This is a genomic window from Caldithrix sp. (assembly GCF_056497305.1).
Genome location: NZ_JBSMDE010000144.1, coordinates 19,991 through 39,722, shown reverse-complemented (window position 1 = coordinate 39,722; position 19,732 = coordinate 19,991). Strand labels below are relative to the sequence as shown.

The 19,732-nt window shown below is 48.3% G+C and carries 3 protein-coding genes; all 3 read left to right on the top strand.

All coding sequences use genetic code 11. From position 1 onward, the window contains the following. Window positions 1–4: 4 nt before the first annotated feature. Genes ACWB0I_RS12085 through ACWB0I_RS12075 form a run of 3 tightly spaced genes read left to right on the top strand, consistent with a single transcriptional unit; the run spans window position 5 to window position 19,714 of the window. Complete coding sequence (locus tag ACWB0I_RS12085; protein ID WP_479388322.1) at window positions 5–14,140, top strand: hypothetical protein; 14,136 nt, start codon at window positions 5–7, stop codon at window positions 14,138–14,140. Between the two features lie 21 nt (window positions 14,141–14,161). Next, the gene (locus ACWB0I_RS12080) at window positions 14,162–16,075 is read left to right on the top strand and encodes a PorV/PorQ family protein (protein ID WP_479388321.1); all 1,914 of its coding nucleotides are present in this window, start codon (window positions 14,162–14,164) and stop codon (window positions 16,073–16,075) included. A 15-nt stretch (window positions 16,076–16,090) separates the two neighbouring features. After that, window positions 16,091–19,714 carry a SpoIIE family protein phosphatase gene (locus ACWB0I_RS12075; protein WP_479388320.1) on the top strand — a complete coding sequence of 1,208 codons (3,624 nt, stop codon included), beginning with the start codon at window positions 16,091–16,093 and terminating at the stop codon, window positions 19,712–19,714. Window positions 19,715–19,732: the final 18 nt, after the last annotated feature.

Genomic DNA, 19,732 nt, shown 5'->3' with positions numbered 1-19,732 from the left:
ACAAATGAATAAAATCATCCGCTTCCTTTTCATTTCACTATTTTTCGGGGTGAGTCCCCTTCTGGCCAATCAGGGCGGTAATGACGCCTTTGGGCACATGTGGACCGATTCCAAGGGAACTGTGACGGTTCCTTACAGCTGGATTGACATTTATTCCAGTAGCAATCAGATTTTTGCCGCCGGATTCAATGATGAAGCCCCTGTGGGCGTAAAGCTCCCGTTTAAATTTACCTTTTATGGCGTGGCTCACGACAGTCTGTTCATCTCACCTAATGGCTGGGTAAGCTTTAAAAATCCAGGCACTAATTCTTATCCGGTGAATGATTCCCTGCCTGGAGCCGGGGCACCGGACTCGATTATTGCTCCTTACTGGGATGATTTAATCACCGATTCACGTTATGATGGCGGCGTTTTTTATGCCGTTCAGGGCTCCTCTCCCAATCGAAAGGTCATTGTGCAATGGAATGCGGTTGATTCGGACCTGGGACAGACTAAAACGCTCATTTTCGAAGTGATTCTGTTTGAACATTCAAATTTGATTAAAATACAATACCACACCGTGGATTCTGGTTACAATGGCGGTGGAACGGCTACCATCGGTATTGCGGCCAACAGCAGCGATGGCTTAACCTATTATTATGGGAGCGGCCTGGGCCTGGGCCCGCTCACTTCGAATATGGCCATTCTTTTTCACAACAAATCATTAACCTCAGGCGTAACGGCGGCCATCTCGCCTTCCAGCGGGAAGGCAGGTTCCTACACCACCTTTCACTACACCTTTTATGATATCGATCTGCTCGGAGCAAAAGGATTGGGTAAATTAGACCGTTTTGCCATTAAAAATCCGTTTGCTTCGGTCCCTTCGGTCAATGCCATTTACATCAACGGCTCTTCCGCCTATTTGCAGAATAGCCAATCACAACCGGATGATCCGGGTTTTGCTACCTGGTATTACGATAATGCCAGTGACTCCCTGTTTATCCGAACATCTTCATTTGATGTGATTGATAGTCTGCGCGTTGTTTTTGGGTTGAGCCTGCCCACTTCGCTTTCTCAGAACAATGCATTCCCCAGCACCTATGACGCCGTTCTGGATTCCAGCGCCCGGACTGCTACCTCAGATGGCGGATATAGTGTAAATGTGGTCGCTGACAATGTTTCCTATTACACCTTTTCGCCTTCCACAGATCAAAGCATGACGGCCGGGGGCAGCGTGAATTTTACCATCACGGCCCGCGACCAGTACGGCAACGGGGTGATCAATTCGGGCACGGTCAATATCAGCACGCCGGGCAGCAGCACAGCCACAGTCAGTCCCTCCAGCAGTTTGACCTTTAACAACGACAGCACCTTGAGTTTTAGCGTGTCGGACACAGTAGCCGGCAGTTTTACGGTACGCGCAGTCAATGCCAGCAACAGCGATGTAAACGGAGAGAGCGGTTTAATCACAGTAAACGCGGCCGCAGCCGATCATTTTGTGCGTCTCACGGCCGAAGATGCGATTGAAGTGGGCAACGATCGTTTGTTGCAATTTCGTCTGGAAGATGCTTACGGAAATGTGATTGAAAGCGCTTCAGTAACCTTTACGCGTGTACGGGGCAATGGCACGTTTTCCAATGGTCTGGACAACATCAGCGTGACCACGGATGCCAATGGCGTGGCTGAAGCGCTTTACAGCGCCAGCACCAGTACCAGTTATGGTTCGGACAGCATCGATGTGGTTTCGGGCAGCGTCAGCAGCACTTACGTGATGAGTTTACAGGCCGGGAGTGTTTCCTATTACACCTTTTCGCCTTCCACAGATCAAAGCATGACGGCCGGCGGCAGTGTTAATTTTACCATCACAGCCCGCGATCAGTACGGCAACGGGGTGGTCAATTCGGGCACGGTCAACATCAGCACGCCGGGCAGCAGCACAGCTACGGTCAGCCCCTCCAGCAGTTTGACCTTTAACAACGATAGCACCTTGAGTTTTAGCGTTTCGGACACGGTGGCCGGCAGTTTTACGGTGCGCGCAACAAAGAGCGATAATAACGATATTAAAGGCGAAAGCGGTCTGGTTACCGTTAATGTAGGTTCCCTGTCTTATGTATTGATTCGCAGTGAGGCCAACAACGGCGGAAGCGAGGTGGGAAATCAGAGTTTGACCACCGATGATGCTTTAACCCTGTACGCAGCCGGATATGATCAATATGGTAATTACATTTCAGACAGCGATGTAACCTGGAGTTCGACCGGCACTCTGGAAAGCGTTAACGCTACCGGTACCAAATACACGTTTAGCCCGTCCCAGGCCGGGGGGAGCGGACAAATTGTGGCCACGCCTTCTGGAGGAGCCACGGCTGATCAGACCGGCACCATTACGGTTTCTACGGGTGCGCTGGCCGAATTGCGTTTACAAACATCAGACTGGGATGGAGGGCAGACTCTGGGCGACACTTCCATTACAGCCGATGAAACGTTAACCCTGTTTGCCATTGGATATGACGCGGACGGGAATTACATTGGGCAAACTTCAGCCAACTGGACGTTAAACAATTTGAGCGGCAGCCTCTCCCCTGCGAATCCAACGACTTCTGTAACCTTTACACCCGATTTAGCGGGCAGCGGATCTATTGAAGCCTCGGCTGCCAGCAATTCACAGATTTCAGATCGTACCGGGCGAATTGCCGTGAATGCCGGAGCCATATCCTATGTGTTGATCCGCGATGAAGCCAACGGAGGTGGGCAGGAGGTTGGTGCGGTTACTTTAACGGCCGGACAAACCCTTACCCTGTATGCCGCCGGCTATGATAGCCATAATAATTTTGCAGCAAATGCCGATGTAGATTGGTCAACAACAGGCACATTAAGCGGATTAAGCTCCAATAATACCAACACCTATGTGATCACGCTCAATCCTACAGAACCGGGATCGGGAACGGTAGTGACCAGCAATGCCAATGGCTGGACAGATGACGAAACCGGAACCATTACCGTTAACAAAGCCGAATTAGCCAGCATTAAAATCCGGACGGCGGCTAATAATGGCGGAGTGGAACTGGATGATTCAACGGCTATAGCCGGTGATAGCTGGACGCTTTACGCGGCCGGTTATGATATCTACGGCAATTACCTGGGCGACGTAGCTGTGAAATGGTCGGCTTCCGGCGATTCCATAGGTTACTTTTCCACAGTCGATTCCGCTTCTTCCAATGTTTTTAATTTTACCCGAGTAAATTCCGGTAAACTCAACATTCACAAATATTATGCTGGAAATACCTTAAGCGATGCCTCGGGCATTTTAAAAGTCAGCGCAGGAGCGCCTTTCAGTATGGCTTATGTTTCATCCAGCACGTTTAGTGGCTCTGCCGGTTCCGAATTAGATGACTCGCTGGCGGTAAAAGTGCTGGATGCTTTTAATAATCCTGTACCCGATGTGACGGTTAATTGGAAATTACAGGATCAAACGGGTTCCTTAAATCCAACGACCGATTTAACCAACGGTCTGGGTATTTCGCGCAGTAAATGGAAATTGAAAACTTCGGTTGGCAAAGATTCGGTCTATGCGGTGGTAAATGCGATTCCAGATTCTTTAAAATTTACGGCTAATGTTCTGGAATCGCAGGCCAATAGCATCAATCGTTGGGTGGATGCCAGTAACGACAGCGCGCGTAGTGGTGTGGTTCAAACCCAATTGGCGCAACCCCTGGTTGTAGAGGTAACCGATAGTCTGGGCAATCCTGTAAACGATGTGCCTTTGACCTTTGCTGTTCTCAATTATCCGCAGAGCGGAGGCGATTTTGCCTTTTCTCCAGGCGCTTCGACGACGAGCGATCAGACCGGGCGGGCTTCTGTCTATTTTACGCCGGGCAGCAAAAGCGGTTTGTATCAGATTACGGTTTACAATGAAAATCTGTTGAACAGTGGCAGCGTATTCTTCAGCATTACAGCCGATCCGGCGGCAGCAGATCATCTTGTGTTGCTTAGCGAAAACAATAAGCAGGACACGGTGGCTACCACCTATGGTGATTCTGTGCGCGTTAAAGTGGTGGATGCTTACGACAACCCGGTGAGTGGCGTCACCGTTACCTGGCAGGCAACCTCAAGCGGACAGGTGAATCCCTCTTCTTCTGTTTCCAATGTCAACGGACAGGTAGCCACTCAGTGGACTTTACGCCAGATGGTTGATCGCGACACCTTAAAGGTCAGTAGTTCCGGTTTGAGCGATCTCTTTGTTTACGCCAATCTGCTCCCTGACCAGCCCTTTACCGTAATTGCCGATTCAGGCGATCAGCGCACAGGTGTTGCCGGCAACAGTCAATTGCTGCGGGCTCGCGTTGAAGACCGCTACGGGAATGTCATTTCTTCACAAAACATTTCTTTTGAACCGTTGAATTCGGACGGCTTTTTGTCCAGTTATTCGGTCAATACGGATGCCAACGGTCTGGCTCAGACGACCTACATCAGCCCGGAGAATGTCGATAGTTCAAAAGTGCGGGCGTACATTGCCGGAGTGGACAGTGTTTTGTTTACGGTTTATGCCATTCGCTATCAGAGCAATTCTCTGTCGCCGAAAATTGTCAACTTAAATCAGAGCGTCGCTTTTTATGTTACGGTGAACAATCCAGGGCAGGATGTGGTGCCGCTGGATACCAGTCAAACAACCTTTAGCTTTGCCAATGCGCTTTACTCTACCAAACTCGATTCTCCATTAACCCTTGCTCTGGGCAGCAATCGGCTGAAGTTTAAATCGAAAACCATACCCGCCAGTATTGACGCCGGTAATTATACGCCTAAATTGGCTTTTACGGGCACAGGAGCTTATGCGGGTTTGAAAGGCAATACGCTTACCGATGATGGCGAATTAAGCGTTGAGCCGGTTCGTTTATTGTCCGTAACGGTTCCGGCTCCCAGGACGGTCCAACGCGGGCAGCAAAAAGATCAGATTCGTCTTAAAGTTCGCAATTCCGGTAACTATGACGTCAAAGTCGATTCCGTTCATCTGACCTTTACACCGGATTATGGCTTTCAACAGGTTCGAACAGCCGGCGTGGATACCATACTGGCCGGTACGGATGTCACTTTTGACTTTACGGTCACCGTTCCGGAAACGGCCCCGGAGGATTCCATTGTAGTAGATGCTGAAATTTTTGTTACAGCGCTTTCAACCGGCGAGCGTGTTACGGATAATTCCGCAGATCAGACCGATTATTTCCTGATTACCAGTCAGGCCGATTTACAATACGTGTCGTTTGCGCCGCAGGTGGTTTCTGAAAACCAGCAGGTTCAATTTACCTTTCAGGTGCAAAATCTCGGACAGTACGATGTTATTCTGGACAAAACGCAAACCCGGCTGGAATTTGGATCGCAAACTTTTTACCTGACCGATAATCAAACTGTAAGCGGCAACAGCACCAGTGAATTAACGTTTGCCAGCGCCACGCTCTCGCTCTCGGCAGCAAGTAGTCCTTATGCCGGTGTGCTGTACACGGTGGGCACTGAAAATACGCAAACCGTTTACGACACGCTTTACACCGCATCCGGCAATGATTCGTTAACTGTGCAGACCATTGCCCAGCTGAGTATTGCTAGCATTACGTTAAGCGACACCCTGGTGAGCCAGGGAGAACAGGGCGATACGTTACGCATTCATTTACAGAACAGCGGGCAGGCCACGGCTCGCATTGCTCTTGGCGATAGCGTTACGTTGCACTACAATTCGGATTACATCTTTTCACCTTTGCAATCTTTTCCCTTTGACATACCCGGCAATTCCGGCAAAGATCTAAATTACCTGATCAAAGTAGCGGCCGATGCTCCGCTGGGCCTGGATACCATCCGCGCAGAAATAGGCTATCAGGATGTCAACAGCCAGACCGACTACCATGCCAGCGATCCACAGAAATACGATTCCTGGCAGGTCCTGGGCCAGGGCAGTTTATCGATTTTGTCTGTGTTAACCGATTACGATTCGGTTAGTACCGGACAGGACAGCATTCTGGTGATCATGCGTTTTGCCAACAACGGGCAAAATAGCGTGCGTATTGACAGCGCCGGTCTTAGTTTCTCTTACGGCAGCTATGCCGCTTCGACCATTAAACGCGTGCTAAATAAAACATTAGCCGTAGGTGCAAGCGATACTCTGCAATTTAAGGTTCAGGTTGATTCCGCTTCCCTCACTGGAACGGCCTCTTTGAACGGTTGGTTGTACGGCCATGATGATTATTCGGGCGCCGTGCTTTCGGATAACGGAGCCGATACCACGGACAGCTGGCTTATTGTAAGCGCAGCGGATTTAATCGCACAAAATTTTGAGCCGGAACGTATTTCTTCGGGCCAGATGGTAGAGCCCTGGGTTATTGTGCAAAATCAGGGACAGGCCGATGTACAATTTGATCCGAACAAATCCTATCTCTACCTGGAAGCCGACCCCAGTTTTAAACGCTATCTGGTAAGGCCGTTATCGTTAGGCGGCCAACAGAGCGACACCTTGTTTTTTGAAAGCGACCCGGCCAGCGGCGCATCCGGCCAGTACGCTTTAAAAATGAATTTAACCGGCAACGAAAATGGTTCGTTTTACAATCAAAACATTGATGTGCCAGACCCCTTAACCATTGAACAGGGGGCTGTGTTAACCATCGATTCCGTCATCGCTACTGCAGAGAATATTTCTCAGGGCACCGATACCGCTGTGGTGGTGACCGTTCTGAATGAAGGAGAGGCCACCTTACTGGTAGATTCACTCTATCTTTCGGCCTATCCGCAAATCGAATCGGTTTCGCCGGCTTTACCAGCGGCTGTGGCCGGCGGAGCTAAACAGCGGTTTACCTTGCATTTTTCGGTTCCTGCCGATGATGCGGAAGGCTTAAAAGTGCTGGATGCGGTGGCTCGGGGCCGCGATCAAAATCTGGTAACCAGCAATATTGACTCGACCCTGTCTGATGATGCTGCCAATGTTCCGGATAGCTGGACCGTCTATTCTGCGGCCAGCGTCCAGATTACGGCCATCACCTCGCCCGATTCGGTCGTTTCGCAGGGCGATACCGGTAAACAAATTCTTGTTACTCTGAGCAATACCGGCCATGCTCCGGCTTTAATTAATGAGCTGACCATTTTAAAAACCATTGGCCTGTACGACTTTACCTATCCTAACTTGCCATTTACCCTGGGTGGCAGCTCCGATACCACCATCACAGTATTAACAGATGTAAAAAACAATTCGGCAACCGGTTACGATACTCTTTCTGCACGGGTGAATTTTACGGATGTCTATTCCGGTTTAACAACAGAAACGACCGGCAGCCAACAGTTGATCTGGCAAATTATTACCGGCAATCCTTTAATTACCGTCATCTCTGTCAAGGCGACGCCGGAAGAGGTGTCGCGCGGCCAGCAGGGCATTAATGTTCTTATTCACCTGAAAAACAGCGGCGATAAAGACGCAGAAATTCAGAACCTTTCGCTGAACTTTTTGAATGGCATTGCCAATTACACCCAGGGCACGGTAAGTCCCGCGCCAGGAACCTTGCAACCGGGTGTGGAAAAGACCTACACCATTCCTGTGGATGTGAAAGCCACGGCAACTGTCGGCCCGGATACGTTCTGGGCGGTGGTGGATGTACATGAACCAGCCACCGGCCGCGATTATTCGGTTGAAAATAGCGACGTCAATGACGCCTGGACCGTTCAATATCGCCCGGATGTTTCCATCCCTAAAGTGGTGGTTGATCCGGACACGGCTTCGACAAATCAACAAAATCTTGCGGTAAAAGTGGTGGTCAGCAACGCCTCGGCCAACTATCGTGCCGATGCCCAGATCAATTCCGTGGAAATTGTGGTGCGCAAGGATGGCGAGCCGTTTACAGACCAGTTTAATATTACGCGTTTAAATGAACCCACCCTACCCATAGTTTTGCAAAGCGGTAAACGACTGGAATTTGAATTTGACGTAGATGTCAAACCGGATGCGGAATCGGGCAATTACGACTTTTATGCCCGGGTCAATGGCGAGGATGTGAATGATGGCCTGGCTTTTCAGATTACCCAGGTTGATACCCCGGGGACTTTGACCGTTCAGACCATGGGGCAGTTGGACATTACACAGGTTTGGGCTGTTCCGGACACCATCAGTGAATTGCATGATCATGGCAAATTATATGTGGAATTTAACAATAATGGGCAGGCCAGTGTAGAGGTGCGCACGACCAGTGTGAATTTTGATCAGCCGTATGAATTTAATCCTACTTTAATCAGCCACAATACACCTTTTACGGTTAATGGATTGCAGCAGGATACCCTGATCTACTCTCTGGAAATGCCGGACATCAGCACAGATAGTTTGCAGGTTCAGGTAGATGCCAGCCTTACGGGCATAGATCTGAATTCCAATGAGGAAGTCACGGCTCAATCATCGTCGCCTGGCGCGTTTTTAGTTGAAAGTAAAGCTGCGGTTGAATGGGTCGAAACCACTCCTACTTCCTGGGCTGTGGATACGGCAGCCGTTCAGTTAAGAACCAAATTGATCAATAATGGAAAAGCAACCGTTGAACTGGACACCAGTACAACCCGCCTGCAAATTCGCAATATTAATTCCAGTACGGTAGTGCATCAGATCCCGCTGGACCTGCAAAGCACGAAAACCATTGCAGGAAAACCGGATTCTACACAACTCGTTTTCCGGGAAGAGGTGCTGCCCATTGCCACCGGAGAGTACGAGCTCTTTCTTGTCCTAACCGGTACGACCAATGATTCGGCCTATTCCGAAGAGCTTTACGCCGGACAGTTTGCTTTTGGCGACAGCATTATTTCTATCAAATCGGTCCAACTTCAGACCGATGATCATGTGGTCCAGGGTAGTGATTCTCTGATCGTTTACATGAAGGTGTCCAATACTCAGGAAGCCAAACCCATAGACGATGCCTTAACAAAACTGATTTTTAAAGGGCCCAACGATGAAGACCGTGATGCCTTTGTTCTTAACCTGATGCGGCTGGATACCCTGACCATATTAAAACGCGAGGAAAACAATATTCTCAAATTTCGCTTTGATCTGGCGGAAAATTTTCCAGCTAACGACGTGACAAAAATTTACGGTCAAATTGGACTGGATAATGGAAACATCATTAAAGTTTCCAATACCTACGATGAGCTTTTTGTGCAAACAGCGGGCAACGCCTATTATGTGGATCAGACATTTGCGCCGGATACCGTTATTTCTCTGCAAAAGGTACAGTTCACACTCAGTCTGGAAGATACCGGCAAAGCTTCGATTACCCTTCCCAAGTCGGAAAATTATCTTGAAATTCTCAATACTAATATCGATCCCATTCCACTTTCGGCCAATTACACCATTACAGGTAAAGATACGGCGAAAGTGGTCTTTGAGGAAGTTCAGTTACCGGCTGACCTGGCAGTGGGTACTTATGATGTAAAATTGCATACTATGGGAGAGACGATTGGTAACAATATGTTCAGCCGGGATACGGTGCTATCGGGTATTCTGAAAGTTGTGGAACCCGGTTATTTGTACTTTAAGAAGATCGATTTCGAGTCCCAGATTGTACGGCAGAGCGAAGAAAATGTGGCGGTTCAATTCCGCTTGCTAAATAGCGGACAGTCCGATGTCTTTTTATACGATGTTGATTTCACGTTCAAAAAGCTAAAAAGCGGTCAGGATGTTTCGTCTGGTTGGGTCATGGTGCAGGGGACGGTAACCGATACGACCATTGCCGCCGGTGACAGCCTTGATTTTACGGTCTCTTTTAATCTGCGCGCCTCGGCCGACACGGGGCTGGTCTATGTGCAGCCAACAGTCCGATACTATGATGTCCGGCGTGCCGCAGTCACGGCCTCCTCAGACTCTGTTCTGGTTAATGATCAGGTTCAGGTGGTGCGCCCGGCCTTCATTCGCATCGACTCTCTGCTGGTCAGCAAAAACAGTCAGACGCCGAATGCACCCTATGTAAATCTCGACCAGCAGGTGCCGCTAACGGTTCAGGTTTCAAACCTTGGACAGGATACGATCCAGAGCGCAACCATCAAAATCTACCGCGACAATTCAATTCTTTTAGGAAGCGTGCAGCTGCAAACCATTCCGCCGGGCCCTGATTCGGTACGCAGCGGCCTTTTAAACTGGCAGGCCAGCCAGCTGGGCGTCAATACCCTCAAGGCGGAAATTGCCAGCGCCATCGATATGATTGATCGCTCGGTGAGCGTTTTACAGCCTGTGGACAATATTGAACAGATCACGGTGCAACAACCCAGCCAGCTAATGATCCACACGCAAATCACTGCTCCGCAGGGGGCGCAGGATTCGGTGGTGAGTCTCAATCAACAATTTGTGGTGACAGCCCAGGTGCAAAATTTAGGTACCTCCCCCTACGGCGAGGGGCAGTTAGTGATTCGGTTGCCGGACAACTATCAATTGGTTGGCCAGGCCGATGACAGTTTGCGCAATTTTTCCATGAGTCAAAATGCCGTGGAGTGGACAGTAAGGCCCATCGGCGTTACGCTGGGAGATCAGTTCGACAGCATTCGCGTTCGGTTCAAAACCATACCGATTGATTCCAACACTGCGCAAACGGCGCTGGTGGCCAGTTTAGAGGATGCCTTACCGGTAAAGGTGGAAAACAAGGGTATTGTACAGACGATGTTGTCTATTCCCGCGCCAACAGGGGCCATCGACAGCGTGGTTTCGGCCGGCCAGGAATTTACCGTACAGGCCCAATTCCAGTTTTTAGGCCCGGTTGCGCCGGAAAATAAGCAGGCGCGCATCATTTTACCGGATGGTTTTTCTGTTAAAGACAGTTCTTTGCAAAACCTGCCGGACGGCCTGGACACGCAGACGGTTAGCTGGCGTCTGGTCGCGCCCGGTACCGCTTCTTCCGAAACGTTTAATATCTACGTAGATGCTATTGTATTGGATGCCAACAGCGGGCAGGCCATGAGCATTCGTTCGTCGGCCTTACCGGTTAAAGTGGTCACCCCGCCGCAAATCTTTTTAAGTAGTAAAATCGCAGCTCCGGAAGGGGCTAAAGATTTTGTTGTCTCCACTGGTCAAAAAGTGGTTTTGCAAACCCTGATCGGCAATGCGGGACAGGCCGGGTTTGACACCAGCGGCACCATTCGTCTGGAAGCCAGCGGAGGCATTGTCTTTACCTTGAATCGTAAAACACAACAAGCCAATACTTCGCAAAATGTGATCGAAGGCTTTAAGGTAGGAGCCTATAGCGATACATTGCTTATGCCTTCCGAACCCGGGCAGGGCGTGGTTTATCTCAGGATTCTGGATGATGAAAGACCCGCAGATGTGAACAGTGGCCAACCGGCGGTGGTAAAACGCGATTCGGTGGGTATTGTTTTTCAGATTGTGAAACATGCGGACCTGGTGGTGCAACTGGATAAGAGCGAAGCCGTCCATGATACCCTGTTCCGCTCTACAAATCAACAGTTTGCGCTGTCTGCTTCGGTGATTAATAATGGAAGTGCGCAAATTACGCCGGCCATCTGGGTCCGCCTGGATACACTGGGCAGCCATCTGACTTTGCAGGAAGGAGATTCCTTAAGCCATAAAGTGCAAACCGGTCAAAAGACCACCTGGCAGGTTCTGGCGCCTTCAGTGAATTTTGATGGTCAGATTCGTGTGGTGGCCGACACAACGCATCCTGCGCTGGATGAAAACAGTGGGCGCTGGGCATTTTCCAATCCTTCGGCAGCAGCCGACACCTTAATTCTAAGCGTTAAAAAGATCGATGATATTGAAATCATCAGCCATTTTGTTAAAAACAATAACGATAGTCTGGTGGTCTCCACAGATCAGGCGCCTATTCAGATTTTTTCACGTCAGGTTTTTTATTACCTGCTGGATGGGGACAAAAAAGTGATTCTGAATCCTCCTCAGGGATTCACCTCGCTGGACACCAGCCTGACGCGTTCTGTGGATCAACAGATTGTGGATTTAACCTGGAATGTAAGAGCGCCGCAGGAGCCCATGGACTGGCAACCCATGGTTATTACCACCCTGGCCAAAAGCGCTTCGATCCCCAATTTAAATCAGGTGGTTAAAAGAGATACCCTGTACATTAAAGTGCAGGACAAAGCGCGTTTGAGTTTGACGGCTAAAATCGTTGAACCGGCTGGCGCCATTGATGATTCCGTTTCTCCAGGACAAATTTTTAAGCTGCAGGCCCTGGTTGAAAATCAATCGGAGGAAACGCCGGTTCAGGGACAGGGGACAATGGTTCTGCGCACGGGCCAGGCCTTTGAGATTGTAGATGCCCAGGGCACCCCATTAGCCAGCGATTCGTTAAAAGTCTTTAACGAAGGACAGCCGGTCTTCTGGTGGATTAAGGTTCTGGAAACGAGCGCGCGGGCCCGCGGACAACAACGTACGCTGGGCAAATCCATCCACGATCGGCTGCAGTTACTCGAAACACGCAATTTAACTCCGGAAATCCTGGCTGCTCAGATCTTGCAGGACAATCAACTGGAAATTGAAGTCATTGAACGTCCGCGGGATGCAAATTCAGACCAGCCGGCTTTTATTCAAAACGATAAAATCCTTAAAACCCTTTTCATCAGTCAAAAAGCGCAAATCACCATCCTTTCTTTTCCGAAGGACACGCTCTCGACCGGACAGAATTATCCTTTTAGCGTGCAAATTCAGAAAACAGAGAATGTGATTAATCCTTATCTGCTTATTCATGTTCCTTCCGGTAAGCTGGGAGAAAATCCGGAGCCCATTCCCTTTGGCGCCAATGATAAGGCCCTCTGGAACCTGAAAGTGCCCGAAGATTACAGCGGAAGCGGGACGGAGTCAATCGAATTACAGGTGATCGGTATTGATGAAAACAGCGGATTACAGGTTACAGATCAAAAAACAACCACCCTGACCATTCAACTTAAGGCCACACTGGCTTTAAGTGCGCCCCAACTGGAACCGGCTACGGTAGCGAATTCCGGTTTACTCTCTCAGGGACAACAACTCACTATTTCGCTGAAAGCGCAATATGCTCCGCTCAACAGCTCTCTGCATTACGCGGCTCTGAGTGGCAACGGAAGCGTGGCCCTGGACAGCGCCATCTTAAAACAGGGCTTTAAACTTGTTCAGGGTTCAACTCTCAGGCAAACCTTCTCAGACACAGGACAGGTATTGAGCTGGACCATCAAAGCGCCGTTTGAAATTCTGACAACCAGTTTGAACTTTAATTTTGACCAGTTGCCATTAGATGCCAATACGCAGCAGCCGGTTGCGCTGGACAGAAATTTAAGCAAAGTGGCCATTCCGATTCGTGTGCGACAAAAAACGATCACCATCCGTACGGAACCGCTGGATATTGCCGATACCAGTCTGACCAAAGCGCAAACCAATGTTCCGCTGATGTCGGTTGTGGTGTCCAACAAAGAGTTTGATGATCCCCTACACGTCAATGGTTTAAAGCTGGCTTTCTATGGTACCAATGATGTTCCGAATGCGGAAAACCTGCTTTCGACCCGCGCCCTTCTGCAAATGATTAAGTCCCTCCGCGTGATGGATTACGCCGATGTTCAGGGAGCCGCCAAACCGACGGTAAGTTACGCTGAGTTGATCTTAACGGATTCCACCGACAATCCATTCTGGATTCAGTTCGATCAAACGGCTGATCTGGAGCCCAAAACAGAGAAGAAATTGGTGGTAGTGGCGGATTTTCAGGACAATGTGGTCAATCGCATGTTCCGCGCGCAGTTGCAGGAAGTTAGCGCCTATGACTTTGATGCCGACAAGCCATTGAAAACCGCTGATTCGCAGGGCAATAGTCTAACAGAAAGTGATGAACTGATCTCGAAACCTTTTACGCTTGTTTCAAGCGATCCCAAGGAAGCTTTTGGGAATTTCCCCAATCCGTTTGGCAGGCTGCACCCTTACACAAATATCGCCTTCTTACTGGAGCAGAATTCCGATGTAGAGATTAAGATATTCACCTTAACTGGTGAGCTGGTATGGAGCAAGAGTTTAAGCGGTTTACAAAGAGGCTTTTACGATCGGCTTGTGCGCTGGGATGGGAAGAATGACCGCGGTGAACGGGTTTTAAATGGCGTCTATTTGTGTACCATCGATATCAAACCTCTTGCAGGAGGGGCAAACAAGCGTTTTATTACAAAAATTGCTTATATTAAGTAAAGAAGAAAATGGTGTAAGATCATGAAAAGAACGAATATAAAAAGAGCGTTAAGCGTTGGTTTAATTCTTTTTGGCCTGTTTGCCGGCCATCTGTTTGCCCAGCAGGGCGAAGGGGGCACGGAGAGCAATTTGAGCATGGGCTTTGGCGCACGGGCCTTTAGTCTGGGCCGCGCCTTTACGGCTCTGGCTGACGATCCCACAGCGGTGTTCTGGAATCCGGCCGGGTTGGAGTTTGTTTACCAGCAAAGCGCTACCTTTTTTCACACCTCCTTGTTCGAGGGCGCCAATTACGATTTTTTAGGGTACGCCTTTCCAACCTTGAACTTAGGCACCTTTGGGCTGGGGGTGGCCCGAATCGGCATCGGCGGCATTCGACAAACCGATGAATTTAATACGCAATTAGGCACCTTTTCGTGGGAAGAATACCATGGCTTTTTTTCCTACGCTAAAAAATTACCCTTTGATATCAGCAGCGGTCTGACCATTCGTCTGGTACGCCGCGCCTGGAATGGACTTGTGGATCAGGGCAACTTAGTAGACATGGGCGTGGGCATGGATCTGGGCCTGATGTACCGGCCGCAAATCTTTACCAGCGCCCTGTTGAGGGACTGGTCCATCGGACTGAGCCTGCGCAACTTTTTTGCCCCTCAGGTTAAAGAGGGCGATAATGTGGATGAATTTCCACTGTCTGTGCGTTTAGGAATTTTACGACGTATTTTACTTAAAGGCTTCGGCAATCAGTTTAATGTTATGCTTGATCTGGATTACTCACAAAAACGTTCCATGCGCTTCCATTTTGGCGCAGAGTACAAATTCCGCAATCTGGCCATGGTGCGTCTTGGCCTGGACAACAGCTCCCCCACCTTCGGAGCCGGTTTGCAATACAGCATCTTTCAGATCGATTACGCCTTTTCTTCCAGCCCTTACAGCAATGTGTTTTCCAGTGTGCATCGCTTTTCCGTTTCACTGAGTTTTGGGCCTACCCGCGACGATTTGTTAAAGTTGGCCGAAGCGCGTAAAAAAGAGGAGGAAGAGAAGCTGATTGCCGCCATTCGTGAGGCAGATCGTCAAAAAATGATTAAACAGCATCTGGAACAGGCCGATAAGTTTTTTAAGGAAGGACAGTACCTGGATGCGATTGTAGAATATCAGCAGGTATTGAGCTACGACGCCTTTAATCAAAAAGCCAAAGTGATGCTGGATTCGGCCGATGCTCTATTGCAGAAGAGATTGGATGAAGAGCGCAGAAAAGCGGTGCAAACGGCATTAGATAAAGAAAGAGCGGAAAGCGACCGACAATTCATACAGGAACATTTTGAAAAAGGAAGAACGTATCTGAACAATAATCAGTTTACGCAAGCATTAATCGAATTTAATTTGGCTCTGGAACGAGCGCCAGACGATCCGACCATCCTGGAGGCGATCAATACCACCAGGCGACGCTTGAATCAGGAATTGAATCGTCTGGTGACAAAAATTCGTCAGGAATTCCGGAAGGGAAACTATTCCGAAGCTTTGCGCCTGGTTGGGGAAGCGCGCCTATTGGGTGGCGACAACCAGGCCTTGCAACAGGAAATTGAGACCTTGAGCCAGCGCATTAAAGTTCAGGAAACAATTCAACGAGGTCTGAGTTTCTTTGAATTGGGTGAATATGATCTGGCTTTAAAGGTATTTGAAGAAGCCTTGAAGTTAAATCCGGATAACGATCTGGTCAAACAATACTATGAGAAAGCAAAGATCGAAGCCCGCAGTAAACAGGAAGCGTTGAGCCCGGCAGCCGAGAAAAAATTTCTGCAGGGCGTGGATTTGTTTGTTAAAGGAAAATATCAGGAAGCGATTGACATCTGGCAGGAAATTTTAAAAGATTATCCTTACAATAAAAAGGTGTTGACGGCCATTGAAAACGCCCGTGAACGTTTGAAAAAAAGTAAATAACTTGTGGTAATTTAAATGTTCAAAAATGTAAAAAAAGAAGAGATCACCATTCCGGCGCAAATGAGTTATTTAACTCAGGTGCGCGATTTTATCGAACGGATCGGCAAAAAATACAAATTTGACGATAAAATCATTAATTCCTTTAAATTGGTGGTCGATGAAGCATGTACCAATATCATCCGCCATGGCTATCGCGATATTAAAAATGGCGAAATTACTTTAAAAGCAATTATCCGCCGATTGAGTTTGACCTTTATTATCATTGACCAGGGCACCAGTTACGATCCCCGCCAGGCCAATACTCCAGACCTGGATAAGTACATCAAGATCGGGAAAAAGGGCGGTCTGGGTATTTTAATGATGCGTAAATTAATGGATGATATGCAATATGCGGTTACAGAGCGTGGCAATGAATTACGGCTTACCAAATTTCGGGATGAAACGCATGAGCCCTCATTACTAAGCAAATGGCACGCCTTAAACCTGAAAACCAAGTATTCCATTGTGGCCAGTATTATCTTTACGATTATTGCCTTACTCTTTTTTATTCCGGTTTATTACAGTACTGAATCCAATATTAAGGACAACCTTTACACCCTGTCGGCTACCGCTGGCGAGGCCCTGGCTGCGAATATTGTGGATGATCTGCTGGCCGAAAATTCTGCGATTCTCTTTGAGAAGGCCTACAAAGTGCGTGAAAGCCACCTGTCGTTCATTCAAGAAGTCTTTGTGACCGATACAGCGCAAACCATTTTAGCCTGGAGCCGACCAGAGGTCATTTATCCTTTCAAAGCTCTGCATTTTACCCCCGTTTCAGAAAAAGCGGATACCATTCAAAAAGCCCTGCGTGTAACCTATGCGGTAAATGATACCCTGACGGTGAACGATCTGATCATCCCGGTTATCATGGCCAATGGCCTGCAATTGGGAGAGGTGCATGTCTGGATCAATAAAACAACCATAGATGATCTTGTAACCCAGCGCAAAATCCGAATCATTATTTATTTGATCATCGTCCTGCTGGTAGGCTATGTGCCCATCTTCTTCCTGATTCACAAAATTTTACAGCCCTTTCACAGTCTGGCCGATTGGGTGCGTCAGGTGGTGCATGGCAAGCTGGATCAGGATGAAATTGACATTGATGCTTCCGATGAGATCGGTGAGATTGCCCAGGCTTTCAATGAGATGACCAATAAATTCCGTGAAGCCCAGGTGACTCTGGTAGAACAGCAAAAATTACAAAAAGAATTGCAGGTGGCGCAGGAAATTCAGCAGATGCTGTTGCCCAGCGATTTCCCCAAGGTGGAAGGTTACGATATTTCTTCCTATTACGAAGCGGCCAAAGAGGTGGGTGGCGACCTGTTCGATTTTGTTGAAGTGGATGACGATACCATCGGCATTTGTGTTGCAGATGTCTCCGGTAAAGGTGTGCCGGGTTCCATGATCATGACCATGATCCGCACCGCTTTGCGCCTGGAGGCAAGGGGCAATAAAAATCCGGCGGAAGTGTTGGCCCGGGTTAACGATTTTGTGGTTGAAGATATGAAGCGCGGCATGTTTGTAACCATGTTCTACGTGGTGCTCGATTCGCGCAACCGCGAAATCCATTTTGCCAGCGCCGGCCACAATCCCATGATTTTGTACCGCAACTCGACCAGGCAAACCTATTATTTGAATCCGCCGGGCTTTCCGGTTGGTATCCAGTTACCGGATCCGGATTTATTCCGACGTACCATTAAATCCGAATCCATCCGCCTGCGCGAAGATGACATTCTTGTCCTGTACACAGATGGTGTTACCGAGGCCATGAACCGCAAGCGCGAGCTGTTCCGCGAAGAACGCTTTCTGGATGCCATCCGTCGCAATGCCCATCTGAGCGTGGCTGAATTTATTAAGTCCATTAATCAGGAACTGAAAGAATTTACCGGCGGGGCTCCTCAGAACGACGACATAACGGTTGTAGCCATCCGCGAAAAGATGATGCCCAGCGAAGTGATCATCAATACTCAGCGGGAATTAAAGCGTCTGATCGATTCCGGAATGAAAGTGAAGGACGCTTTGCAAAAGCTCAAAGTTTCGCCGGCCCACTACTATCGCTACAAACATCTTATTGAAAGCAAGGGCTTGAGCGCCCTTAAGGAATTTCTGTCTGTAATGGACGATCCCATTGAAAGAAAACATTTAAGCATCGAAGTTAAAACCAAAATTTACGACATTGTACGCAAGCATCCGGAATTTGGCCCAAAACTGATCGCCTACGAATTACGCAAAGATGAGTATGGCAACATCAAGGTGGACCCAGATCGCATTTATGATGAACTGGTCAGGATGCGCCTGAATACGGAAGAACTGCGAAGACGCTGGATCGAAAAAGGAGGTACCCGTCCCTTGAAACAACCGGGTACGCCATTACTGACCCTGGATGGGCAGGTCATTCTGGATTTTGAGTCCAGTGAACAGGTGATTGCAAAACGTACAGGGAAAGCCGTACCAACCTTTGTCTCCGGGATGCCTCAGGAAGAAACGTCGCAGAAAAAGGCGGTAAAGATTGTTAGTAGTAGCGGGCAAACGGAGCAAGAAAAAGCAAAAGCGGAAAGCGCTGCGGTTGAAAGCGAAACCGCCGGCCAGGAGCAGGTGGAAATGCCGGTCACAGAAACCAGCGAAGCTGCTCCCGCGGTTGAAGAGACCGACCAGGAGGCCGTGCCAGAGGTTCAGAAAATTGAAAAAGCGGAACCAGAGCAAACGGCGAAGGCTGTTTCTGAAAAAGAAGAAGTAGAAGCAGAACAAGAGCCGCTTGCCCTGCAATCTGAAGAGGAACCCGAAACAGAAGAGGTTACTGAGGAAGTCTCCGCTCCCGAAGCCGAAGTAACCACCGAACCAGCAATAGAGGAGAAAACCAAGACAGGGGAACAGGAAGGGGTTACTTTCGAGGTACCTGAAGAAGTTGAGCCAGAATCCTTTAATGTTGAGAAGTTGGTAGAAGAAGAAACGCCCACAGAAATAGACTTGTTGCCTGAGCTGGAAAAAATAGAAGATACGTCAAACATTCTTATGACTCCGGGGCCGGAAGAACCTGTTTCTGAAGGGAAAGAACTAATTGGCAATACCTATTCGGTTGCTGAGTTACGTCAAATTATGCTCGATAAATACAAAAGCGAAAAAGCCGAAGAATTTTTCAGCCTGGTTAAGGATGACTACACCCAGGTGGTCGAATTGTTGGACAAAGCGGTTCAGGAAGATCATCTACCAGAGGTGATTAACAAATTGAATATTTTATTAAAAATAATTAAAACCCATCCGATGTTAAAAAGTGCGGATATGCAGGCCATAAGGCAGTTGTTCATAGAGATGCACAGCTTGTTTTCGTTTTACAAATTGCATCTGGATGAACTTGATTCTGCCGAAATTTTGAAAGGAATGAAAGATATATTGAATTATCTTAAAAATAATAATATATTTAAATCTTATGATAAATTGGTCGAAGCAATAAATTCAGTGGGTATAATGAATTTTCAATTATCTCGAACCTATCAAAAAAAGCAAATTTCTGCCGATAATCCGTTACAGCGAATAAGAGAGCAATTGAAGAATAAAAAAATAATTTCGGACGATGCCATATTAGGGCCAAAATCTGAATAAGAGGGCCATGGCCAAAGG

Bases quoted from the DNA above. Each gene is read 5' to 3' on its own strand.
- ACWB0I_RS12085 (WP_479388322.1), top strand. From the start codon at position 5: ATGAATAAAATCATCCGCTTCCTTTTCATTTCACTATTTTTCGGGGTG.
- ACWB0I_RS12080 (WP_479388321.1), top strand. From the start codon at position 14,162: ATGAAAAGAACGAATATAAAAAGAGCGTTAAGCGTTGGTTTAATTCTT.
- ACWB0I_RS12075 (WP_479388320.1), top strand. From the start codon at position 16,091: ATGTTCAAAAATGTAAAAAAAGAAGAGATCACCATTCCGGCGCAAATG.